Genomic DNA, 21,490 nt, shown 5'->3' on the forward strand with positions numbered 1-21,490 from the left:
CCGACAGCGGACCTGGCTGAGATTAACCTGGACAGGCGAGGCTACTGCTGTCCCAGAATCCGCTGAGCGTCGCGCTGGGCGTCCAGTTGCCCGGGCTTCAGCGTTTCTCCGCTCAGGAACCCGGCACCGGCGATGATCCGCCGCAGTTCCGCCACGGTGCGCGGTGTGCTCACGCCCTGGTGCGCCATCGCATGGCAGTTGGCGCAGAGCGGAACCAGGTCTGTGATTGGATCCAGCTGATAGTCGCTGCCGAGCTGTGAGACGGGGACGACATGGTGGACATGGATGAAGTCTTTGCCGATCTCGCCGTACACAATTTCGAAGGAAAACCCGCACGCGTCACAGCTGGTTCCGCGGTGTGCGATACATGCCCGCCTTGCCTCCGGACTGCGTTCGTAGCGGTTCACCTCGACCCTGCTCATGGACTCTTCGGGGAAGGTGCCGGGCACAGGCTGCGTGGAATCTGATACCGGCGCCGGGCCGAACTCGCGCCAGACGTCACGGACCTTCGCCTCGTTGGACGGGCCGATGGTCAGCCCGGAGCCGTAGACCCCATCCCAGGGTTCCGCAGGCAAGGAATCTTTGGGGATCCCGAGAGGGAGCTGTTCGCCCAAGGGAAGGAGAGCGTCGAACGCCACGCCGACATACATGGAGGACTTCCCAGGCTCCGCGAAGTGCGGCGCGGCGTAAGGCTGCTCCGAGATAATGACGCCGTGGCCCAGCAGCCCATTCCCTGTGCGGCCCTCCACAACGAGCCAGGCGTCTGCGCCGGAGGGTATGTCCTGATGGCCGCCCACATTCCAGCTGGCTATGAACTGACCGGTTTCGGCTACCTGCTCTACCACAGCGGCATAGTTCCAGCGGTTCCAGCGGTCAGGGTCCCACCCCAGGATGATGGCTGTCATGGGCCCATTCTCGCAGGTTCCGCTGCGGCTCCCGCAGCGTTTCACTCCCGTCTCAGAAGCCGCTGGATGGCGGGCGCCGTCGTCGGGCTCTCAGCAGGACTGAAAAGTACGACGGCATCTACCTTCTCGGTTTGAGCACCTCCGGCAGTTCATCAACATAAACGGTCTGCGGCGGATCAAAGTAGATCACCAGCACGTTCTCGCCCACCGGGAAAACGCTGGTCTTATCAAAGGGATGGGCGTGGAAGGCGCTGGTACCGCCGTGGAACGGAAGCATCACTTCGCCAATGGTGCCCGGCGCGATCAGTCCGGTAACCCTGCCGATCTTGCCCGTAAGGCTCCGGTCAACGTCCCTATGCAAGGTTGTTCCTATGCACCGAAGTTCCTAGGCATCGGGGGCTTTCGGCGGCCGATTTGGTGTACCGCGTCCGTTCTTAAGAGCGGAAGCGAGGGCTGGGAGGTAATCGCCCACCTGAGACAGGATTCCGCCGATCACACGGTTGACGCCTTCGCCACCGTTCAGAACGGTGAACTGCCCCACATGGGCAAACGGCTCGGCTGCCGCCGCGATGATCGCTGGCATGTTCTCCGCCAACTGTTGTGAAATGACAGCATCCTGATTGGTGCCCAGCGCTTCGGCGCGTGCCTTGATGCCCTCTGCCTCGGCCAGCGCCTTGGCCTGGACAGCGGAAGCGGCGGCATCGCCGCGTGCCTTGGTGGCTGCTGCCTCCGCTTCGCCGGTAACACGGGTAGCTCCGGCGGCGGCTGCGGCGGCCGTGGCGTTTGCCTGAGCCTCGATTTCCGTGCGTTTGGCGTTTGCCTGGGCTTCAAGTTCCGTGCGCCGGGCCCGTGCTTCCGCGGCACTGATGTCCGCGGATTTCTGGCCTTCCGCCTCAGTACGCTGAGCATAGGCTTTGGCATCCGCGGGCTTGCGGATGGTGGTCTGGAGCTTCTGCTCCTCACGATCTGCCTCAAGCTTGGCCACTTCAGTCTCCTGTACCACAACCTGCTGGCGGGCCGTCGCATCGGCAAGGGGCCCGGCCTGGGCGGCATTGGCCTTGGCCCTTTCGGCGTTGGCCTGCGCCACGGATTGCCTGATCGCCGAAAGGCTTTGCGCATCCGCAATCAGTGCCGCCGCCTCGGCTTCTTTTTCCGCCGCTTCGCGGTTCCGTGTGGCCTCCGCGATGCGGGCCTCCATCTTGACCTGGGCAATATGCGGCTTGGCAATATTCTGGATGTAGCCGGTGGGATCCTGAAGGTCCTTGATCTGCAGCGAATCGACCACAAGGCCGAGCTTTTCCATTTCAACGCCGCTGGCGCTGCGGACCTGCGAGGCAAGTTTGTCGCGCTCACGGATGATTTCCTCCACCGTCATGCTGCCGATGATCGAGCGCAGGTGTCCTTCAAAAACGTTGTAGACCTGACTCTCCATTTTGGGCTGCTGGCCCAGGAACCTTCGTGCCGCATTGGCGATGAAAGGTGCGGCGTCGCCGATTTTGTAAATGACCACGCCGTCCACAATCACCTGGATGCCCTGGGACGTCACGCAGGAGACCTTGAGTTCGGTTTCGTTCAGGGTCAGCGCGAGGGTCCTCACGGTCTGGAGCCCCGGAATCACCAGGGCACCCTTGCCGGTGACGATCTTGAAGTCCATGCCGTCCCGGGTGTCCTGGCTTCCCCGGGTCAGGCCGGAAATGATGAGCGCTTCGTTTGGTTCAGCCACCTTCCACATCAGTTTTATGGCCAGCCGGATGACGCCAATGATGACGGCAGCCCCGATTATGGTGGCAATAAGCGGGAAGAAAGCTGAATAATCCGGCATAAGCATGTCCTTTCAATGGTGGAACAGGCGTTGCGGCAGAGGCCCAAACGAAGCAGCTACGGGAACACCGCCGGAGTGAGTGCAGGAGGTGCACCACAACCCGGCTGTTGTAGACAGTCTTATTGGCTCCCTGTATGTAAGTCCAGCAATTAGGCAGACTTCTCCAAAGGAAGCGCGGGAACCGGCATTGATGTTGGATTGATTAAAAGCTGATGCAGCTGCCTGCGAGTCCGCATACAGCAACTGCACCAACCGATTAGGACGAATATTCAGACTGCTATGAATCATCACTCATTCGCGGCTCCTAAATTCCCGGCGTTAATTTTCCGGGCTATTTCCCGTCCTCGGCCAGATGCCTGGAAAACATCCAGCCGCCGGCAATCATCAGCACACCTAAAATCATGTGGGTCCAGTTATCCATAGTGTTCAGCGACAGGAAGTTGGCCGCCGAACCCACTCCGACGCTGAGCCCGAAGATGCTGAGGATGATGTACAACGCACCGAATGCCATCAGGAAATTGCGCGCACCCATTCCGCTGCGGGACATTGCCCAGCCGGCCGCCCCGATGGCCAGCTGCACAACGTTGAGCAGCATGGACACCTGGAACAAGCCAAGGAACATGGCGTGCGAATCAGGCCCCAGGAACATCAATTCGCTGTACCTAGCGGTGACGCCCGGGATGAACCCGAGAACACCCACCACCATCAAGACGATACCCAGACCCATGCCGACGTTCTGGACATCTGTACGACCAAAGTGGACGCCGTGCGCATGTGGAGATGCGGTAGTCATGTCTGCCTCCAACCACTGATTGCGGACATACCAATTTTACGTCCGGCCTGTGGAAAAAGCACCGGGAAGGCCCGGCATGGGGACTTCTGCCCAGCGAGAGATCAGGTACTTTCTGCTGGACTGAAACGACCATGCGCCACGTTCCAGCAGTATCGCGGATCCTCCTCGCCGCCGTCGTGCTGCTCGTCGCCACCGGATGCAGCGTCGCCATCCCGAAAGGGCAGGTACCGCTGCCTGTGCGGCGCGGGCAAATCGCCGACCATGGTCTGCGCCCACCTTCGCACCGGCCACGGCTTCCTGATCAGCACGGACAACTACGAACTCTGGCGACCGGGTCCCGGCAGGCAACGTCTCAAGGCGGGTGGTCTCGACCTCAGGGCAGGCGACTGGGCCCGTATCCGGTGATTGCGCCTGTCGAAATCAGGGGAGGCGCCCCGCACATGGCACCATGGAACACGATGAAACTGCGCGCTGATCAGACCGGAGACCGTGGCCTGCCTATGCCCTTGTGGATGCAGGGGGCGCTCGAATCAGCGCAGGCCGCCATCATTTCGGCGCTGGTGGTTATGGCCCCCATCGTCGCGGTATGGGCCACGGCAGGATTCCAGAACATCCGCGTGGACTCCCTGGCGCGCCTCGCCGGCCAGGCCTGGCTGATGATCCACGGTGTTCCACTGGAGCTGCACGCCGCGGGAACCGGGGCTGGCGGGCAGTCCGGGTCCGGCACCCTCTTGCTGATTCCGCTGGGCTTCACGCTCATCCCGTTCCTCCTCGCCTGGCGTGCCGGCAGACGCCTTGCCCGCGCCTCCTACACCGATCAGCTGTGGCAGGCCCTGCTTGGTTCCTGGGCGGTCTATTCGGCATTCGGGGCGGCCACCGGGTTCGTCTGCCGCACCTCCGACGTTGTGGTCAATCTTTGGTTTGCCATGCTGATGCCGCTGGTTCCGTTTGCCCTGGGCATGGTGATCGGCGCTCGTCGCGAGGCAGGTTCATGGAGCAGGCTGATCGGCGTCGACGCCGTCACATGGCTCGCCCGCACCAGCCAGCATTCACGCTGGGCCGGCTCCTATCTGGGCTCCGCCGCCAAGGCAGGCCTTGTTGCGCTGATGGCTGCGCTGACGCTGTCCTCCGTGCTGCTTGCCGTGGACCTGTTCATCCACTGGGACCTGGTGATTGCCGTCTATGAAGGGCTCGACGCCGGTGCCATGGGAGGCGGCGCGCTCACCATCGCGCAGCTCGGCTTCCTGCCCAACCTGGCTGTCTTTGCGCTCGCCTGGACGTCCGGCGCCGGCTTCGCCCTGGGCATCGGCTCGCAGGTCGGTCCGCTGGGCACGGCCGTTGGGCCGCTGCCCTCCATCCCGGTGTTCGCCGCTATTCCGTCCGGCCCACTGGATTTCGGATTTGTAGCCCTTGCTGCGCCCGTCATCGCGGGGCTGCTGGCTGGCTGGTGGTTCCTGCGCGAGGGGGAAAACCACTTCGATGAGTGGCTGAGCATCAAGATCCATGCCCGATGGTTCACGGCCACGGCTTCCACCCTGGTCCTGGGCGTCATTGTTGGCCTGGCCGCGGGCATGCTCGCCGCCGCCCTGACCTGGGTTGCGCGCGGTTCGGCCGGGATCGGCCGGCTGACGGACATCGGCCCCGACCCGTTCTGGACGGCAGTCTGGGTAGCAGCGGAAGTGGGCATCGGCGTCGTCGTCGGTTACGCAGCGGGTCCCTGGCTGGAACGCCAGCAGGAGTTGCAGGACGCGGAGCTGGAGAACGTCTAGGGCGTAGTCAGCTCGCGCAGCCAGCTCGAGCTGTCAGCTCATGTGGTCAGCGGAGCTGGCCCGGGAGCGAGTCCTGCAGCTGGCTACGGCAATCAGACATCGCCTGGTCTGTGAGGGCATGCCGGGAACACTGTTGGAAGTCGTGGACCTGATTGAAGAGAGCGGCTGTCACTGAAATGAGCAGAACCATCACCAGCGAGACCACCAGCCCTGAGATGGTCCCGAACAGGACCAGCCTGGACTCCTTGAGCCGGATGGCACGCAAGAGCACCATGATGCCCAGTGCAATTCCGGCGGCAGTGAACAGGGCCGCCAGCCACACGTATGTCACATCCAGCTGGTACACAAAAAACGATCCCAGCACGGCCACAATAAACATGCGGAACAGGTTCTGGGTTTTCAGCAGTGAGCTCTTGGCTGCCTCGCTGAGCAGGGACTTGCTCCGCTTGGGCCCAGCCGGGTCCGGTGTGGTCTTCATGTTTTCCAGCCTACGCGAGCCTGCCCATAAGCTAGAGCCATGCGCATAGTTGTCCTCGTTTCCGGTACCGGCTCCAATCTTCAGGCGGTCATCGACGCCGTGAAGGCGGGCGGGTTGGACGTGGAGATCGCGGCGGTCGGCGCCGACCGGCCCGGAACATACGGTGTGGAACGCTCTGCCGCCGCCGGGATCCCCACCTTTGTGGTGGACTTCAAGTCCTATGCAGACCGCGCCTCGTGGAATGCGGCTCTGACCTCAGCCGTTGAGGGCTACACTCCGGACGTTGTGGTCTCCTCCGGGTTCATGCGGATTGTGAGCCCGGCGTTCATCGAGGCGTTCGACGGCAAATACCTCAACACCCACCCCGCGCTGCTGCCGGCATTCCCAGGCGCCCACGGTGTCCGCGATGCCATGGCCTACGGCGTGAAGGTGACCGGCTGCACGGTGCACTGGGCCGACGCCGGGGTGGATACCGGCCCCATCATCGCCCAGGAAGCCGTGGTGATCGCCCCGGAGGACACCGAGGACACCCTGCACGAACGCATCAAGATCGTGGAGCGCCGCCTCCTTGTCGCCACACTGGCAGCCCTCGCCGCCGGCCAACCCAACGCCGGCCACCCCAACTAACTCGCAGTAGTGGTCGTATTGGGGCCCCAAATCGACCCCTATTGCTAGCCACTTGATATTGGGGCACTCAGAGCTGTGGATAACCCTCAAAGTGCTACTGGGATTTGCAACGATGGGGTGATGAGGACCCCGCAACCCCTGCCGGAGCCGCTGGGTTCCGTCCCGTTCACGTTCAGGGAAGCGGCCGACGCCGGAGTCAGCCGAGGCCGGCTGAGGCACCGCGCGCTGTCCGCCCCAAGCCGTGGCATCAGGCAATCCGCTGTGCTGGCCGGGCCGGAACAGGCAAACGACACGTCACTGCAGATCGCTGTCCGCCCGTTCACCGTGGTCACGGAATTTTCAGCGGCGTCGCACGCAACCGCCTTCAGGCTCTGGCTATTTCCTGGCTTCCTGCCCGGTTGCAACGCTCCAGGCATACATATTTCGCGCCCGGATACTACGGCGATTCCGCGCCGTACGGGAGTGGTGGGCCACACGGGCCAATTCTTCGACGACGAAATCACCAGCATGGGCGGCCTGCTGGTCACGAGCCGGATCCGCACCTGGCTGGACTGCGCCCGGAAGATGAGTGTGGACGAAATCACCGTTGTTGCGGACCACCTTCTGCGAACTCCCCGTCCGGAGTTCGAGGCAAGAACTGGGCCGCATGCGACTCCCGAGCAACTGGCAGAGATGCTGGACCGGCACAAGGGAACGCCCGGAATCCGGAAAGCCCGGCTGGCTCTCGAACAGGCACGCGTCGGTGCGGACTCAGCCCCTGAAACCCGGCTCCGGCTGGCTCTGGAAAGGGCCGGGCTGCCCGAACCGCAGCTGAACCTGCGCACCCAACTGAATGACGGCGTCGTACGTCAACCGGATCTGGCGTACGCCGAACACCGCGTCGCGGTGGAATACGACGGCGAAGGGCACTCGGAGGCTGCGCAGATCGTCCGCGACATCGCGCGTGAAGAGGACTTCGGCCGCGCCGGCTGGCTGTTGGTCCGGGTCTCGAAGCGGCACATGGAGAACGACGCGCGGTCGGCCGTCGCGAAGGTCCGCACCGCGGTGCTCAGCCGCGGCTGGTCGCCCAAGTAGCTGGCAGTAGGTGTCGTTATGAGGCCTCAAAACGACACCTACTGCGAGTCAGTTGGGGCACAAAAAGTGTTATTCGAGGCGGCGCAGCTTCGTCTCGGGGGAGAAGAACGCCATCCACGCCACGGCCAGCAGCACCAGGCCCCCGGCCAGCGCGAAGGATGTAGCCAGGCCGAACTCGGGCCAGAAGTAGTTGGCGAAGATCAGTGGCCCGAATCCGGCACCCAGCCGCGAGAACGTGGACGCCCAGCCGAAGCCGGTACCGCGGAGCTCTGTGGGGTAGAGCTCGGAAACATAGGCGTACAGCACCGGTATGGCAATCTGCACCACGAAGCCGAACATCAGCAGCCAGAACACCGCCGCCGTCGGGATATCCACCACGAACGCCACGATCACCAGCGTCAGCGCGGAGAGGGGGCCGGTGATGGCCAGGATCCACTTGCGGCCCACACGTTCCACCAGCAGCGCGGCCACCACCACGCCAAGAAGTCCGACGGCGGCCATGGACGCGGTGGTCACGAACGCCTTGTACTCCTCGAAGCCGGCGCCGATCAGGATCCGGGGCATCCACGTCAGCGCCAGATAGTACACCAGCAGGATGCTGAAAAACAGGGCCCAGGCCGCCGTCGTGATTTTCCAGTTGAACTGCCAGACGAGACGCAGCTGCTGCCACGCACTTCCGGCGGAGAGGCGCGGGGTGTCCTTCGGATCGGGAAGGCTGTAGGCGCGGGGTTCGGCGCCGGTGGCGCTCACGAGGGCGTCGATCACCTTGGCGGCTTCATCCCGGCGGCCCTTGCGGATGAGGAACAGCGGGGATTCGGGTACGCTCCGGCGCACCCAGAAAACGAGCAGCGCCGGCAGCACCATCACCAGCATGGTCAGGCGCCAGTCGGCGAACGCCGCCACGAGCCCGGCGGACACGAAGCCGCACAATGCCGCTCCCACGGGCCACCAGCCGTCCATGGCCGTGAGGACCTTGCCGCGCTGCTTCCTCGGCGTGAACTCACCAACCAGGGCGTAGTCCACCGGAATGCAACCGCCGAGGCCGAATCCGGCCATAAAGCGGAACACGCAGAACCAGATGATGTCGGGGGACAAGGCACCCAGCACCGTGAAGAGGGAGAAGATCAGCAGGGTTGCCGTGAAGGCCTTCTTGCGGCCGATGGTGTCCGCAATGGTGCCCCAGACAAATGCGCCGAGCGCCATGCCGATCAGGTTGGAGGCGCCCACCCAGGCCACGTCGCCGGCGGCCAGCTGCCAGTGCTTGGACAGTAGCGGGATGAGGATGCCGTTAAGGGTGACATCCCAGGCGTCGAACATAAAGCCCAGGCCGCCGATCAGAAAAATCCTGCCCTGCACCTTCCATCGCCAGGGCAGCTCCTGGACTACCTGTTCGCCGCTGGGCACAGGGGTGTAAGTTTTCATGTCGGCCTCCTGCTAAAACTCTAGCGTCGCGGGACCGGCCCGGCGGCCCTGAATCGGCTTCGACGGCGCAGCGCGGGCCTGGCTAAGCGCGGTTCCTGATGGCCTGCCGCAGAAAGCCGCCGGCCCGCTCCAGTTCCTCGGCGGCGTGGCCAGGATCAACGTCGGTGAGAAGCACCAGGATGGCCGCCTTCACAGAACCGCCCACCGATTCCAAAGCCCCAGCGGCCGCCGCCGGATCCGCTCCCGTTGCCTGCTGCACCGTGCGTTGGGACCGCGCCCGCAGCTTCGCGTTCGTGGCCTGCAGATCCACCATCAGGTTCCCGTAGGTTTTGCCCAGCTTAACCATGGAGAGCGTGCTGATCATGTTCAGCACCAGCTTCTGCGCCGTACCCGACTTCAGCCGCGTGGACCCGGCAACGAACTCCGGCCCCACATTGACCTCGATGGCGACCTTCGCCTCATGCCCGATTGCGGACCCCGGATTGCACGCCAGTCCGGCCGTAAACGCGCCCCGGGTGTTCGCCTGTTTCAGTGCCCCGATCACATAGGGAGTCCGCCCGGACGCGGAAATACCGACGACGGCGTCTCCCGCCGTCACGCCGGCATCGCGCATGTCCCGCGCGCCGGCGTCGGAATCATCCTCCGCGTTCTCCACTGCCTGCTCAACGGCTTTCCTTCCGCCGGCGATGATTCCCACCACCATTTCCGGCCGGGTGCCGAACGTGGGAGGGCATTCGCTGGCATCCAGCACACCCATCCGGCCGGCCGTTCCCGCGCCCACATAGATCAGGCGGCCACCCGCGGCGAGCTTGGCCGCGACGGCGTCCACGGTGCGGATGATGTTGGCACCGGCCAGTCCCACCGCCGCGGCCACCCCGGCGTCCTGTGCATTCATGGCCACTACCAGTTCGGCGGTGCTCATGGTGTCCAGCAGTGCGAGCTCCGGGTTGGAGGCCTCGGTGAGCAGCCCGGCAAGTTCGGAGCGCAGGCCCGCGAGCTCGTCCCGGGCAGGGGCGATGGGCCCAGACGATTGAGGCTCAGAATTTTCCGTCACGGTGGATGTACCTTTCCTGGAGGAGTTCGCGGCCTGTGGCGGCGAGCGAGGCGCCGGTCAGTCCGTCGCCCTCCGCTGGCATGACCTGGATCCCGGCCGAGGTGATTGATTGGGTCAGCTGATCGGCGAAGAACGCCGACTGCACCACGCCGCCGAGCAGAGCTACCCGGGGGAGTTCGCTGCCGAGGACCGCGCCGAGCGCACGGGCCACCGTCACGGTGAGGATCCGGCAGGCTTCGTCAACGATCCCGCGTGCGACGGCGTCACCCGCCTCCGCTTCGGCCAGCACCGCGGGCGCGAAACTGGCCATGGCCCGCGACGGGTTGGGGTGAGTGGCCAGCCAGGCCGGGAGCTGCGCGGGCGAAACCGTTCCCGCTGGTGACTCAACCAGCTCGGGCGAAGTCACCAGGGCGGCAGCGTGGGCACTGAGCGAGGTGGCCGGACCGCCGTCGAACGCTTCAAGAACTGTCTGCAGACCCTGCTGGCCGATCCACCGGCCGCTGCCGCGGTCGCCCAACAGGGGTCCCCAGCCGTCGGCCCGGTGCAGTGTGCCGGTCGTGTCAAAACTGAACGCCACCGCGCCGGTGCCGACAATCAGCACTGTTCCGGGTTTGCGGTGGAGCGCGCCGAGATGGGCTGCGGTGGCATCGGACAGCACAGCTGCGGGGACGCCGAAGTACCCGGCAAGCAGCCGGGCGAGCTCTTGTGACTGCTCGGTCGAGGCTTCCACCCCGGCCACGGCGGCGCCCACTCCGGTGAGCGGGCTGAAATGGGGTTGCGGGCCGTCTCGCGGGATCCTGCCCGGAACGAGGCCGGGAGGCGCCGGCGGCTGGAGCCGGGCAGCTGTTTCCCTGATCAGCAGGAACGCTTCCGCGGCGCCATTGTGCATGCCCAGCCCCGGGAAACCGGCGGAATCGGCGGCGGCCAGGACTTCAGAACGCCAGGTGCCGGCGGCCGGCTCCACCCCACCTTCGCGCAGCTCAACCCGGCAGCGGCTCTTGCCGATATCGGCCACCAGCACCACGGAGTTGCTTTCCATGCACCCACCCTAGCGTTGCCGGCACGCTCTGCGCCCTTCACACTGCCGTTGGCACACAGAGCGGGCCCAGCAACGCGATAAACTGGCCATATCCCCACCAACCGCGGCGCGAACCGCGAGATAAGACGGAGACTTTTGTGAGCTTTACGCAGCTTGACCGTGTATCCATTGACCGTGTTCCCATCCGCCGGGCCCTGATCTCGGTCTACGACAAAACCGGTCTGGAGGAGCTCGCGAAGGGCCTGCACGCAGCGGGCGTAAAGATCGTTTCCACCGGCTCCACTGCCAAGAGGATCGCCGCCGCCGGCATTCCCGTGCAGGAAGTCGAAGAAGTCACCGGCTCCCCGGAAATGCTCGACGGCCGCGTCAAGACCCTGCACCCGCGCGTGCACGGTGGCATCCTGGCCGACCGCCGCGTCCCGGCCCACATGGAAACCCTCGCCGGCCTGGAGATCGAAACCTTCGACCTCGTCGTCGTGAATCTCTACCCGTTCGTGGAGACGGTCAAGTCCGGTGCCGCACAGGACGACGTCGTGGAGCAGATCGACATCGGCGGCCCCGCCATGGTGCGCTCCGCAGCGAAGAACCACGCCGCCGTCGCTATTGTTGTTGACCCTGGATTCTACGGAGAGGTTGTGAGCGCCGCAGCCGAGGGCGGCTTCGATCTGAAGACCCGCCGCCGCCTGGCCGCGAAGGCCTTCGCCCACACCGCCACTTATGACAACGCCGTGGCAACCTGGACCGCCAGCCAGTTCCTGGATGAAGACGGCGACGGCATCATCGACTGGCCCGCCTACGCCGGCCTCGCGTTGGAACGCTCCGAAGTGCTGCGCTACGGCGAAAACCCGCACCAGCAGGCCGCTCTCTACGTAGACAAGGCCGCACCGGCCGGCATCGCACAAGCAGACCAGCTGCACGGCAAGGCCATGAGCTACAACAACTTCGTTGACGCCGATGCTGCCCTCCGCGCCGCATTCGACTTCTCCGAGCCCGCCGTGGCAATCATCAAGCACGCCAACCCGTGCGGTGTGGCCGTCGGCTCCGCTTCCGCTGAGGACCCGATAGCGGACGCCCACGCCAAGGCCCACGCCTGCGACCCCGTCTCCGCCTTCGGTGGCGTCATCGCTGCCAACCGCACCGTCACCGCCGGCATGGCCCGCACCGTGGCGGAGATCTTCACCGAGGTGGTCATCGCGCCCGGCTTCGAGCCGGAAGCCGTGGAGATCCTCTCCAAAAAGAAGAACATCCGCCTGCTCACCCTGCCCGAGGGCTACGGCCGCTACCCGGCCGAAATCCGCCAGGTTTCCGGTGGCGTTCTGGTGCAGATCGCGGACAACGTGGATGCCGACGGCGATACCCCCGCCAACTGGACCCTCGCCGCCGGCAAAGCCGCAGACGAGGCAACCCTCGCGGACCTCGCCTTCGCTTGGACCGCCTGCCGCGCAGCCAAGTCCAACGCCATCCTGCTCGCCGTTGACGGAGCTGCCGTGGGTGTGGGCATGGGCCAGGTCAACCGCCTGGATTCCTGCAAGCTGGCCGTGGAACGCGCCAACTCCCTTGCGGGCGAAGAGAACGAGCGCGCCCGCGGCGCCGTAGCGGCATCCGACGCGTTCTTCCCGTTCGCCGACGGCCTGCAGATCCTGCTCGACGCCGGCGTCCGCGCTGTGGTGCAGCCGGGCGGTTCCGTCCGCGACGAGGAAGTCATCGCCGCGGCCAACGCCGCCGGCATCACCATGTACTTCACGGGTGCGCGCCACTTCTTCCACTAAGCAACGCATAAACGACGGCGGCTGCCCCTGAGGGGACAGCCGCCGTCGTTGTTGTTCAGTTATTTTCCCTCAGACCCTTGCCCGGTTTCCTTGCTGTTGCTTTCCTTGTACGGAATCCGAATCTCACGGGGCCTGGCTTTTTCCATCCGCTCCGGCGTCCAGTACTCGAGGATCTCCTCGGGGCTCTGGTTCACCGCACCGTGGCTGACGGACTCATCCGCCGCTGCGGTGTCCTTAGGATGCGGACGATGCATTCGAGTACGCCTGCTGGATGACTGAGCCCCAGTACGGGCCATACATTACAGTAGAGCGGCTGCCGTAACCGTAGCTGTTAATGGAGTTCTGGTAGCCGTTGGCGTTGGTACCAATGAACCAGGGGCCGCCTGAGGAGCCGCCGGTCATGTCGCAGCTGATGCCCTGGGAGTTGAACTGCGGATTGAGGGAGTCATTGCTGGCCACACCTGTACAGCTCTTCAGCGACTGGCCATCAAACGGGGATGCGGCCGGGTAGCCGTACGCCTTGTAGCTGAGACCGCGGGCTGCGTTGAACTGCACACCTGAGGCGCCCACGACGTCGGCCAGGCTCTGTCCGTTCAGCGGTGAGACCACGGCGAAGCCGGTGTCGTACTGCATATCGCCGGCGGAGCTCCACTGGGTAGGTGAGTACAGCGCCTTGGCTGCCCACTTGCCGTAGGGCGCCGCACCGTTCAGGTAGGCCGGGACAAAGACGAAGTTGGTGGCGAACGCGCCCGGCCCCTCGTTCACGCAGTGGCCCGCGGTGGAGACGGTGCTCTTATTGGCGGAGGCCACCGAGTTGCCGGAGCAGACATAGTTGCTGCCGCCCATGGAGAAGAAGACTTTTCCGATGTGGGAGACCGGGGCCTCATCGGCATGCAGGGTGGGCTTGCCCTGCCCTGCCTTGCCGGCGATCCTGGTGCTGGAACCTTTTTCGACGGTGCTCGCCTTTGATCTGGTGCCGCGGTCCAGGGCCTTGGTGGCGAGTACATCGCCGGGGATTGCCGCGCGCATGCGGTCGGCCGTCCAGTAGTCGGCGGCACCCGGGCTCTGGAGGGTGGTGCTGGCAACCAGGGGTGCTTCGTTATCCTGCGACGCTGCAGGCGATGCAGTTGCGCCGCCCGCGCCGCAAAGCGCCAGGAGAGCTGCTGCGGAAAGGCTCAATAGGCTGGTGGCCAGAGTCTTGGTGCTTGTCATTGTGGTCCTACCTCATCGGATGGGGGCGGGCCGTGATGGTGCCCGCCGAGTGACGAAATTGAAGCTACCCGGATATGACAAGTTTGTAAATAGGAATGTCATATCATGCATTGCATCCGTGTGCGGTCAGGAACCATGTCCTGCTGGCGCCGGGGCCCACTTCGGAGTACTTTTCTCTCATCAGCAAACGACAGTCTGACTGGGCTCCGGACAACAAGCGATGCGGGGATATCGTTATGTTTTCATTCGGGAAGTCCGGGAAATCCGGCAAGTCAACCCTCCTGCCGCTTGGCCGGCACATGGGCCGTGAGGTAAAACGCGGACGCGGTACCGGGTCAGGCGCGGCGGAAGGTACCGGTGCGTTTCTGGCCGATGCCCTGCAGCTGCGGGACATGGATCCCGTGCCCTCCAACACCGCCACCGAGCAGCTGCGCCGGGAAGACGCCAGGTACGTCAAAGTCTGGCCCAGCGACCTGCCGCACAAGCCGCGCTGACGCACGTCTGCAGGCGGCAGCCGGGACCGCGCCAACGCCCGACGTCGGCAACCCCGTCCGGGCCATCGCCGCCGGGCGCGTTTATCGGGTCATTGGACGTCCTTCAGCGCCCCCGGTAGGGCTCAATCCGGTGTCCTCGGGTAAGTTAGACGTGGTGAAATAAGACCGGATTCACCTCCAAAGCAGACCTCCAGGGAGACGCCCAAGCATGTCCAAGATTATCTATACCCACACTGACGAAGCGCCGATGCTGGCTACATATTCGTTCTTGCCGATTGTTGAAGCCTTCGCTTCGACTGCAGGTGTGGAGGTGGAGACGCGGGACATCTCGCTTGCCGGCCGCATCATCGCCGTTTTCGGGGACTACCTCACAGAAGAACAGCAGCTCCGCGACGCACTCGCGGAACTGGGCGAGCTGGCCAAGAGCCCGGACGCCAACATCATCAAACTGCCCAATATCAGTGCGTCAGTGCCCCAGCTGAAAGCCGCAATTGCAGAGCTTCAGTCGCAGGGCTACAAACTTCCGGACTACCCGGACAACCCTTCCTCGGATGAAGAGACCGGCGTCCGGTCCCGCTACGACAAGATCAAGGGCTCGGCCGTCAACCCGGTCCTTCGCGAAGGCAACTCGGACCGCCGGGCGCCGCTCTCGGTCAAGAACTACGCACGCCAGAACCCGCACTCGATGGGCGCCTGGTCCGCGGACTCCAAAACCAACGTCGTCACCATGGGCGCGGACGACTTCCGTTCCAACGAGAAGTCCGTGGTGATCGCCGCCGATGACACCATCAGCATCCAGCTGGTCCGCGAAGACGGCACGGTCAAGGTCCTCAAGAAGTCCTTCCCGGTTCTTGCCGGCGAGGTTGTAGACGGTACCGTGCTACGTGCCGCTGCCCTGGACGAATTCCTGGCCGCGCAGGTCGCCCGCGCCAAGGCAGAGGGTGTGCTCTTCTCGGCGCATCTGAAGGCCACCATGATGAAGGTCTCGGACCCCATCATCTTCGGCCACGTGGTCAAGGCGTACTTCTCCGAGCTGTTCGATACCTACGGCAAGCAACTCGCCGCGGCCGGCCTGAGCGCCAACAACGGCCTCGCGTCCATCCTGAACGGTCTCGAGGATCTCCCGGAGGACATCCGCGAAGGCGTCCTGGCGGCCATCACCAAGGGACTGGAGGACGGCCCGGCACTGGCCATGGTGGATTCAGACAAGGGCATCACCAGCCTGAACGTCCCCAGCGACATAATCGTCGACGCCTCCATGCCCGCCATGATCCGCACCTCCGGAAAAATGTGGGGCCCGGATGGCAAAGAGGCAGACACCCTCGCCGTCATCCCGGACAGCTGCTACGCCGGCGTCTACCAGACCGTGATTGACGACTGCCGCGCACACGGCGCCTTTGATCCCACCACCATGGGCACCGTCCCCAACGTTGGCCTGATGGCGCAGGCTGCCGAAGAATACGGCAGCCATGACAAAACCTTTGAAATCCGGTCCGCCGGCACCGTCCAGCTTGTGGACAGCTCCGGCACCGTGCTGATCGAACACCAGGTTGCCCCCGGTGACATCTGGCGGGCCTGCCAGACCAAGGATCTGCCCATCCGCGACTGGGTCAAGCTTGCCGTGGCCCGCGCCCGTGCCTCACAGATGCCGGCCGTTTTCTGGCTGGACGCAGGCCGCGCCCATGATGCACAGCTGATCGCCAAGGTCACGGATTACCTGAAGGACCACGACACCGAGGGCCTGCAGATCGAGATCATGACCCCTGAGGACGCCACGTCGTTCACACTGGAGCGCATCCGCAAGGGTGAGGACACTATCTCCGTGTCCGGAAACGTGCTTCGCGATTACCTCACGGATTTGTTCCCGATCCTGGAGCTGGGCACCAGCGCCAAGATGCTTTCCGTGGTTCCGCTGATGAACGGTGGCGGGCTCTTCGAGACCGGTGCGGGCGGATCCGCCCCGAAGCATATCCAGCAGCTGCTCAAGGAAAACCACCTGCGCTGGGACAGCCTTGGCGAGTTCCTAGCCCTGGCCGTCAGCTTTGAGCACCTGGCTACCAGCACAGGAAACGCCCGGGCACAGGTCCTTGCGGATACCCTGGACCGTGCCACGGGAACATTCCTCCTCGAGAACAAGTCTCCGCGCCGCAAGGTCGGCGAGCTGGACAACCGCGGCAGCCACTTCCACCTGGCCAAGTTCTGGGCCCAGGAACTGGCGAAGCAGACTGAGGATGCCGAGCTCGCTGCCGGCTTCGCCGCCGTCGCCGAGGCCCTGAGGTCCAACGAAGAGAGAATCATTGCGGAGCTGGCTGCTGTGCAGGGCGCCCCCGCGGACATCGGCGGCTACTTCCGGCCGGACTCGGGCAAGGTCACGGCCATCATGCGTCCGTCGGTCAAGCTCAACGAGGTCCTGGCAACCTTGAGCCAGCCTCCGGTGAGCTGACAAGCTGATAAACAACGGGCGCACCGGGAACTCCCCGTGCGCCCGTTGTTTATCAGCAGTTTCCCGGGACGTGGCTGACCCGCTGCTCCACCGGCTGGGTTGGAAGGTGGCCGGGACCAGAGGTACTGCAGACGACCACGGCGGCGGTCTCCTTGACGCCGTCGTATGTTCCGATGAGGTGGGGGCTGGCCGCCCGGCTCGGCACATGGTCCACCGTGCCATGGAGCTGACGGGGGTCCTGGACTTCCGCGAGGTACGGGCCGCCGGTGATACCGTGAACGATTTACTGGCGGCCACGCGGGCCGGGGTCACGGCTGTGGGCGTGCTGACGGGGATGCTGGACCGTAAAACCCCGGGCCAGCATCCCCACCGCCACATCCTGGACGGTGTGAAGGACATTCCTTCGCTGCTGATTAGGCTCGCGGCCTTCGTCGCAGGCACACCGACGGCCCGGCCGTGAAGCCCCCCAGCACGCTTCGCGGTCGAACCGCCGGTGTAACAGGACATGCGCTGGCTGTTCCGCCAGAGCGGGAAGGAATACCTCCTTTCGCTACTTTTGTGTGCGGTGCCGGAGACCGGTGCCGGCTTGAGGCTGTTTCTCGGCCTCAAGCCGGCAATTTCAACATGCGTCCCCGGTGATTGTGGTCGGAGCTGACTTAGGCTTTCTTCCTTCGCAGGAGTATCAGCATGCCTGCGGCGAGGAGAGCCATGGCCACCGGAAACATGCCGGCATTTGCACCCGTGTTGGCAAGATTTGCCCTTGTGTTGGCAAGCGCGCGAGTTCCACTGGCTGATGCATTCACTGCCGACTTAGGCGTGATTCCGGAGGCGGCCGCGGCTGCCCGGGCTGGTGAACCACGATTTGGCGAGCCTGAACCTGCAGGAACCACGACGGCGGATTTGCCGCCGGTGCCCGAAGACACGGTGCCGCCTGTGTAGCCTGCCAGGGCCGGCGAACCACCGCTGGGTGAGCCTGGACCTGAAGGAACCACGACGGCGGATTTGCCACCGGTGGTGGTTGCAGCGGGTGCTGCGGCTGGCGCCTTGGTTGCGGTTGCCTTGGCTCCGGTGGTGCCGCCGGTGTTGGTTGCCGTTGAGTCGCCGAGCAGGCCCAACGACGTGGCGCCCAGGGTGATGGGGGCCGTTACCGGTGCCATTGCCTGGTTTCCGGAGAGGATGCCGTCCTCGCCGGAGGTGGTTTCCTTGGTTACCGGTGCTGTTGCAGGGGTTCCCCGGGTGGTGCCGCCGGTGTTGGTTGCCGTTGAGTCGCCGAGCAGGCCCAACGACGTGGCGCCCAGGGTGATGGGGGCCGTTACCGGTGCCATTGCCTGGTTTCCGGAGAGGATGCCGTCCTCGCCGGAGGTGGTTTCCTTGGTTACCGGTGCTGTTGCAGGGGTTCCCCGGGTGGTGCCGCCGGTGTTGGTTGCCGTTGAGTCGCCGAGCAGGCCCAACGACGTGGCGCCCAGGGTGATGGGTGCCGTGATGGGTGCCACTACCTGGTTTCCGGAGAGGATGCCGTCCTCGCCGGAGGTGGTTGCCTTGGTTACCGGTGCTGTTGCAGGGGTTCCCCGGGTGGTGCCGCCGGTGTTGGTTGCCGTTGAGTCACCGAGCAGGCCCAGTGACGTGGCGCCCAGGGTGATGGGTGCCGTGATGGGTGCCACTACCTGGTTTCCGGAGAGGATGCCGTCCTCGCCGGAGGTGGTTGCCTTGGTTACCGGTGCTGTTGCAGGGGTTCCCCGGGTGGTGCCGCCGGTGTTGGTTGCCATTGAGTCACCGAGCAGGCCCAGTGACGTGGCGCCCAGGGTGATGGGTGCCGTTACCGGTGCCACTACCTGGTTTCCGGACAGGATGCCGTCCTCGCCGGAGGTGGTTGCAGCGAGAACTGCGGGTGCCGGGGCGGGAGCCGGGGCTCCGGTGGTGCCGCCGGTGGTGGTTGCCGTGGAGTCACCGAGCAGGCCCAGTGACGTGGCGCCCAGGGTGATGGGTGCCGTGATGGGTGCCACTACCTGGTTTCCGGAGGCGGTGCCGTCTGCTCCGGTGGTGGTATCCGCTGCCGTTGCAGCGGTGGCGCCGAGGGCAAGTAGCCCACCGGCAAAGAGGGTGCCAAGCAGCCCCTTGCGAATAAGTGCTTTCATTGTGATCTCTCCTGAGAAGTTGTTGTTGGGCGCTCAAGGCAGCCCGAGTGGCCGTATTTCTGCGCTATGGCGCAGAAGGGGCCCAACTAGTCAGGAGATGAGCCGGGGTCGAAAGACACCGGCGAAGGGGCATGCTGAAGTGGTCCGCTGACCGGGACGGCACCCGGTACGGGAACAGCTAAAAAGTTCCTGGACACCCAGGCTGCGGATCCCGACGGCCCTGGGAGCGGCTGGCCGTTTCCGGATCCTGATCCCGGTTCAGCGGGAAGAAGCACATTGGGCAGAGTATTGCGGTCTGGCGATCCGGGCGGATCAATGCCACCTGCGAGCGCTCCAACGGATGTCACGGCGCCGGTTGCGAGGAGAGCGAGTACGCTTCCGTTTCCTGGATCTTCCGCGAGTACACGGCCCGTCCCAATACCTGCGGCCAGCGGGTCCGTTGGATTCGGTGGCGCAACGGCAAGCGGCGGAAGGACAACACCTAAGACTGGCGCTACTACCGGATCGGTTCCCGGCAATGGAAGCTGAAGCAGCTCGTTGCCTGTCACCAGATCCGTGACGGGCTGCAGAACGGGGTCGAGGACCGGAGCCACATCACCGACGGCGGGAACCACGGTCGCCACCAGTTCCCCGGTGGCCTGGTCGGTCAACGACACAACAGGCGGGGTCACTGCGGTTACTGTGCTCGCCGGAACCACCTGATTCACCACTGGAACTTCTGCAATCAGCTGGTCCGCGGTGCCGGTCGGTCCGTCAAGCACCGGTTGTAGGAGTCCGGAAGCTGCAGGATCGGATGAGGCGGTGACGGGAACTGGTGCGGAGTCCGCGGCCGGTCCGAGGGAACCCAGGGTGCCGCTCACTGCCGTGGTCACTGAAGAAGGGGTCGCTGAAGAAACCGAAGAGGTATTTCCGCCGAGAAGAGATCCGGGGTCCGAGGTATCTGCGGTGGCGGCCGGGGCGGAAAACGCCAGCCAAGCCATCGCCGCAGCGCCGGCCAGAAGAACTGGCCTGAGGGGGCGGAGCGCCTGCCATAAGAATCCAGAGCCGGACACAAGCAACACCCCCTTTACCGAATATCGACCATTTTGTCCAGCGTAGGCCGATCCGGAAGGCAGGGTCCATAGAAGGGCTGAATAAACCCATCGATTTGACGGACACTGTCACGATCGGCGCCTCAACTCGCCAGAGTTGTTACCGGATCACACTATTTCGGTTGATGCAATGACTTTTCTGTCATTGCATCAATTCAGCGGGCGTCGTTCGGGTAGCTGACGCCAAGCTGCGCACGTACTCCGTCGAATAGCCGCATCGTGTTCAGCGAGTCGTCAAGGGGCATCACGGGGCTCTCAGAGAGACCCTGCTGGATGCACCGTGTCACTTCGCGGAGCTCGTAGGTATAGCCGATTCCGACAGTGGTGAACTGCTCGGTCCGGGGATCGTCCCGGCCGATCCCTACCAACAATTCATGCGGATTGTTGACGGAGCCGATGGCCTGCAGGTAGCCCAGGCTGCCCGCAACCGTCGCGGTACGCGGGCCATGCGCCAGCAGCGACGAGGTCAATTGGGCCTGGGCCCCGTGGCGGTAGCCAAGTGTCAGTGCATTCTGGGCGTCAACGCCGTCGTCGTTCACGTGCCCGGTGGCGCTGACCGTCTGCGGGAATCCTAAGGTGCCCAGCGCCCAAAGCAGCGGGTACACCGTCAGGTCAAGCAGGGCGCCGCCACCATCCTTAAGGGCCCAGATCCTCGCGGTAGGGGAGTAGAGGGCCGGGAAGCCCAGATCCGCTGTGATCCACTGGACTTCGCCGAGTTCCCCGGATGCGGCGATCTCGAAAGCACGCTGCATGCTCGGCAGGAAGCGGCTCCACACGGCTTCCATCAGGAAAAGTTTCTTCTGCCGGGCTGCGGCAATGAGCTCACCTGCCTCGCGGGCGTTGATGGTGAGGGCCTTTTCGCACAGCACATGCTTGCCGGCGTTGAGTGCGGCCAGGACGATTTCGAAGTGCTGTGCGTGCGGTGTGGCTACGTACACCACGTCCACTGCATCGTCGGTGAGGAGTCTCTGGTAGCCGCGGGCTCCGCCGTCGTCCCCGTATGCCTTGGCGAATCCGTACGTGGCGGCGAACGACTCGGCAGTCGCCTGACTGCGGGAGCTGACGGCGTACAGTTCGGCGTCGGCGAGTAGCGCCAGGTCCTTGGATACGGCCTGGGCAATTCCGCCGGTGGCAATGACGCCCCAGCGCAGCGGGGCGCCGGTGGCGGACCGGGGGTCCTGATCGGGCTGGCTGAAGAGCCATGGCTTGGCAATAGGCGGAGTCATGCCTGCATCTTCTCATTGACGCACGGGCAGGACGGAAATGATCCGACACATTCATCACCTCTATACCGACTATGTAGATACTAGGTATGGTCAGGGCATGCACCCTTCGCAGTAAGGGTCTGTCAGGTCCAGTTGCA

20 protein-coding genes are annotated in these 21,490 nt (G+C 64.5%); 7 read left to right on the forward strand and 13 right to left on the reverse strand.

The window, feature by feature from the left end:
- Positions 1–41 precede the first annotated feature (41 nt).
- The 4 genes from ACQCST_RS06715 to ACQCST_RS06730 all read right to left on the reverse strand — a co-directional run bounded on the left by ACQCST_RS06715 (position 42) and on the right by ACQCST_RS06730 (position 3,520).
- A complete protein-coding gene (locus ACQCST_RS06715) occupies positions 42–905 on the reverse strand; it encodes an HNH endonuclease (RefSeq protein WP_426998517.1) in 864 nt (287 codons plus the stop codon).
- A 118-nt stretch (positions 906–1,023) separates the two neighbouring features.
- Positions 1,024–1,266, reverse strand: coding sequence for a hypothetical protein (locus tag ACQCST_RS06720; RefSeq protein ID WP_426998518.1), 243 nt, complete (start codon positions 1,264–1,266; stop codon positions 1,024–1,026).
- A 24-nt stretch (positions 1,267–1,290) separates the two neighbouring features.
- A complete protein-coding gene (locus tag ACQCST_RS06725) occupies positions 1,291–2,727 on the reverse strand; it encodes a flotillin family protein (protein WP_426998519.1) in 1,437 nt (478 codons plus the stop codon).
- Between the two features lie 331 nt (positions 2,728–3,058).
- A complete protein-coding gene (locus ACQCST_RS06730; RefSeq protein ID WP_426998520.1) occupies positions 3,059–3,520 on the reverse strand; it encodes a DUF4383 domain-containing protein in 462 nt (153 codons plus the stop codon).
- Between the two features lie 458 nt (positions 3,521–3,978).
- Between ACQCST_RS06730 and ACQCST_RS06735 the strand changes: the two genes are divergently transcribed.
- Positions 3,979–5,289 carry a DUF6350 family protein gene (locus tag ACQCST_RS06735; RefSeq protein ID WP_426998521.1) on the forward strand — a complete coding sequence of 437 codons (1,311 nt, stop codon included), beginning with the start codon at positions 3,979–3,981 and terminating at the stop codon, positions 5,287–5,289.
- A 46-nt stretch (positions 5,290–5,335) separates the two neighbouring features.
- On the opposite strand, the gene ACQCST_RS06740 is transcribed toward ACQCST_RS06735, so the two are convergent.
- Positions 5,336–5,767, reverse strand: coding sequence for a hypothetical protein (locus ACQCST_RS06740; protein ID WP_426998522.1), 432 nt, complete (start codon positions 5,765–5,767; stop codon positions 5,336–5,338).
- A gap of 39 nt (positions 5,768–5,806) precedes the next feature.
- Between ACQCST_RS06740 and purN the strand changes: the two genes are divergently transcribed.
- The gene (purN, locus tag ACQCST_RS06745) at positions 5,807–6,394 is read left to right on the forward strand and encodes a phosphoribosylglycinamide formyltransferase (RefSeq protein ID WP_426998523.1); all 588 of its coding nucleotides are present in this window, start codon (positions 5,807–5,809) and stop codon (positions 6,392–6,394) included.
- 120 nt (positions 6,395–6,514) lie between these two features.
- On the forward strand, positions 6,515–7,468 hold the full coding sequence (locus ACQCST_RS06750) for a hypothetical protein (protein WP_426998524.1): 954 nt from the start codon (positions 6,515–6,517) through the stop codon (positions 7,466–7,468).
- A gap of 69 nt (positions 7,469–7,537) precedes the next feature.
- Here the strand turns inward: ACQCST_RS06750 and ACQCST_RS06755 are convergent, their stop codons facing one another.
- From ACQCST_RS06755 to ACQCST_RS06765, 3 genes are all read right to left on the reverse strand, one after another.
- Complete coding sequence (locus ACQCST_RS06755; RefSeq protein ID WP_426998525.1) at positions 7,538–8,890, reverse strand: MFS transporter; 1,353 nt, start codon at positions 8,888–8,890, stop codon at positions 7,538–7,540.
- An 82-nt stretch (positions 8,891–8,972) separates the two neighbouring features.
- Complete coding sequence (gene murQ, locus ACQCST_RS06760) at positions 8,973–9,944, reverse strand: N-acetylmuramic acid 6-phosphate etherase (protein WP_426998526.1); 972 nt, start codon at positions 9,942–9,944, stop codon at positions 8,973–8,975.
- Positions 9,928–10,983, reverse strand: a complete 1,056-nt coding sequence (locus ACQCST_RS06765) for an N-acetylglucosamine kinase (RefSeq protein WP_426998527.1) — start codon at positions 10,981–10,983, stop codon at positions 9,928–9,930. The genes murQ and ACQCST_RS06765 overlap by 17 nt, the downstream gene beginning before the upstream one ends.
- A gap of 137 nt (positions 10,984–11,120) precedes the next feature.
- On the opposite strand from ACQCST_RS06765, the gene purH reads away from it, so the two are divergent.
- Positions 11,121–12,752: a bifunctional phosphoribosylaminoimidazolecarboxamide formyltransferase/IMP cyclohydrolase gene (gene purH, locus ACQCST_RS06770; RefSeq protein ID WP_426998528.1), complete on the forward strand. Its 1,632-nt coding sequence runs from the start codon at positions 11,121–11,123 to the stop codon at positions 12,750–12,752.
- 59 nt (positions 12,753–12,811) lie between these two features.
- On the opposite strand, the gene ACQCST_RS06775 is transcribed toward purH, so the two are convergent.
- Entirely contained in the window at positions 12,812–13,006 is a 195-nt protein-coding gene (locus ACQCST_RS06775) for a hypothetical protein (RefSeq protein WP_426998529.1), read from the reverse strand.
- The gene (locus ACQCST_RS06780; protein WP_426998530.1) at positions 12,987–13,964 is read right to left on the reverse strand and encodes a trypsin-like serine peptidase; all 978 of its coding nucleotides are present in this window, start codon (positions 13,962–13,964) and stop codon (positions 12,987–12,989) included. The genes ACQCST_RS06775 and ACQCST_RS06780 overlap by 20 nt, the downstream gene beginning before the upstream one ends.
- 236 nt (positions 13,965–14,200) lie before the next feature.
- On the opposite strand from ACQCST_RS06780, the gene ACQCST_RS06785 reads away from it, so the two are divergent.
- The 3 genes from ACQCST_RS06785 (at position 14,201) to ACQCST_RS06795 (ending at position 17,361) form a co-directional block, all read left to right on the forward strand.
- Positions 14,201–14,458, forward strand: a complete 258-nt coding sequence (locus tag ACQCST_RS06785; protein WP_426998531.1) for a hypothetical protein — start codon at positions 14,201–14,203, stop codon at positions 14,456–14,458.
- A gap of 208 nt (positions 14,459–14,666) precedes the next feature.
- Positions 14,667–16,901: an NADP-dependent isocitrate dehydrogenase gene (locus tag ACQCST_RS06790; RefSeq protein ID WP_426998532.1), complete on the forward strand. Its 2,235-nt coding sequence runs from the start codon at positions 14,667–14,669 to the stop codon at positions 16,899–16,901.
- 70 nt (positions 16,902–16,971) lie between these two features.
- Complete coding sequence (locus ACQCST_RS06795) at positions 16,972–17,361, forward strand: HAD hydrolase-like protein (protein ID WP_426998533.1); 390 nt, start codon at positions 16,972–16,974, stop codon at positions 17,359–17,361.
- A gap of 196 nt (positions 17,362–17,557) precedes the next feature.
- On the opposite strand, the gene ACQCST_RS06800 is transcribed toward ACQCST_RS06795, so the two are convergent.
- The 3 genes from ACQCST_RS06800 to ACQCST_RS06810 form a co-directional block, all read right to left on the reverse strand.
- A complete protein-coding gene (locus tag ACQCST_RS06800; protein ID WP_426998534.1) occupies positions 17,558–19,036 on the reverse strand; it encodes an LPXTG cell wall anchor domain-containing protein in 1,479 nt (492 codons plus the stop codon).
- Between the two features lie 86 nt (positions 19,037–19,122).
- Complete coding sequence (locus tag ACQCST_RS06805; RefSeq protein ID WP_426998535.1) at positions 19,123–19,908, reverse strand: hypothetical protein; 786 nt, start codon at positions 19,906–19,908, stop codon at positions 19,123–19,125.
- Between the two features lie 374 nt (positions 19,909–20,282).
- Positions 20,283–21,353: a Gfo/Idh/MocA family protein gene (locus ACQCST_RS06810; RefSeq protein ID WP_426998536.1), complete on the reverse strand. Its 1,071-nt coding sequence runs from the start codon at positions 21,351–21,353 to the stop codon at positions 20,283–20,285.
- Between the last annotated feature and the right edge of the window lie 137 nt (positions 21,354–21,490).

Origin of the sequence: Pseudarthrobacter sp. N5, from assembly GCF_050157035.1 — a bacterium.
In the GTDB taxonomy this organism is placed as follows: Bacteria; Actinomycetota; Actinomycetes; order Actinomycetales; family Micrococcaceae; genus Arthrobacter.

Excerpts from the sequence above, each read along its gene's own strand:
- ACQCST_RS06785 (WP_426998531.1), top strand. The coding sequence starts at position 14,201 with ATGTTTTCATTCGGGAAGTCCGGGAAATCCGGCAAGTCAACCCTCCTG.
- ACQCST_RS06755 (WP_426998525.1), bottom strand. The coding sequence starts at position 8,890 with ATGAAAACTTACACCCCTGTGCCCAGCGGCGAACAGGTAGTCCAGGAG.
- ACQCST_RS06765 (WP_426998527.1), bottom strand. The coding sequence starts at position 10,983 with ATGGAAAGCAACTCCGTGGTGCTGGTGGCCGATATCGGCAAGAGCCGC.
- ACQCST_RS06740 (WP_426998522.1), bottom strand. The coding sequence starts at position 5,767 with ATGAAGACCACACCGGACCCGGCTGGGCCCAAGCGGAGCAAGTCCCTG.
- ACQCST_RS06730 (WP_426998520.1), bottom strand. The coding sequence starts at position 3,520 with ATGACTACCGCATCTCCACATGCGCACGGCGTCCACTTTGGTCGTACA.
- ACQCST_RS06780 (WP_426998530.1), bottom strand. The coding sequence starts at position 13,964 with ATGACAAGCACCAAGACTCTGGCCACCAGCCTATTGAGCCTTTCCGCA.
- ACQCST_RS06800 (WP_426998534.1), bottom strand. The coding sequence starts at position 19,036 with ATGAAAGCACTTATTCGCAAGGGGCTGCTTGGCACCCTCTTTGCCGGT.
- ACQCST_RS06810 (WP_426998536.1), bottom strand. The coding sequence starts at position 21,353 with ATGACTCCGCCTATTGCCAAGCCATGGCTCTTCAGCCAGCCCGATCAG.
- purN (WP_426998523.1), top strand. The coding sequence starts at position 5,807 with ATGCGCATAGTTGTCCTCGTTTCCGGTACCGGCTCCAATCTTCAGGCG.
- ACQCST_RS06735 (WP_426998521.1), top strand. The coding sequence starts at position 3,979 with ATGAAACTGCGCGCTGATCAGACCGGAGACCGTGGCCTGCCTATGCCC.
- ACQCST_RS06790 (WP_426998532.1), top strand. The coding sequence starts at position 14,667 with ATGTCCAAGATTATCTATACCCACACTGACGAAGCGCCGATGCTGGCT.
- ACQCST_RS06775 (WP_426998529.1), bottom strand. The coding sequence starts at position 13,006 with ATGCATCGTCCGCATCCTAAGGACACCGCAGCGGCGGATGAGTCCGTC.
- ACQCST_RS06715 (WP_426998517.1), bottom strand. The coding sequence starts at position 905 with ATGACAGCCATCATCCTGGGGTGGGACCCTGACCGCTGGAACCGCTGG.
- ACQCST_RS06750 (WP_426998524.1), top strand. The coding sequence starts at position 6,515 with ATGAGGACCCCGCAACCCCTGCCGGAGCCGCTGGGTTCCGTCCCGTTC.
- ACQCST_RS06725 (WP_426998519.1), bottom strand. The coding sequence starts at position 2,727 with ATGCCGGATTATTCAGCTTTCTTCCCGCTTATTGCCACCATAATCGGG.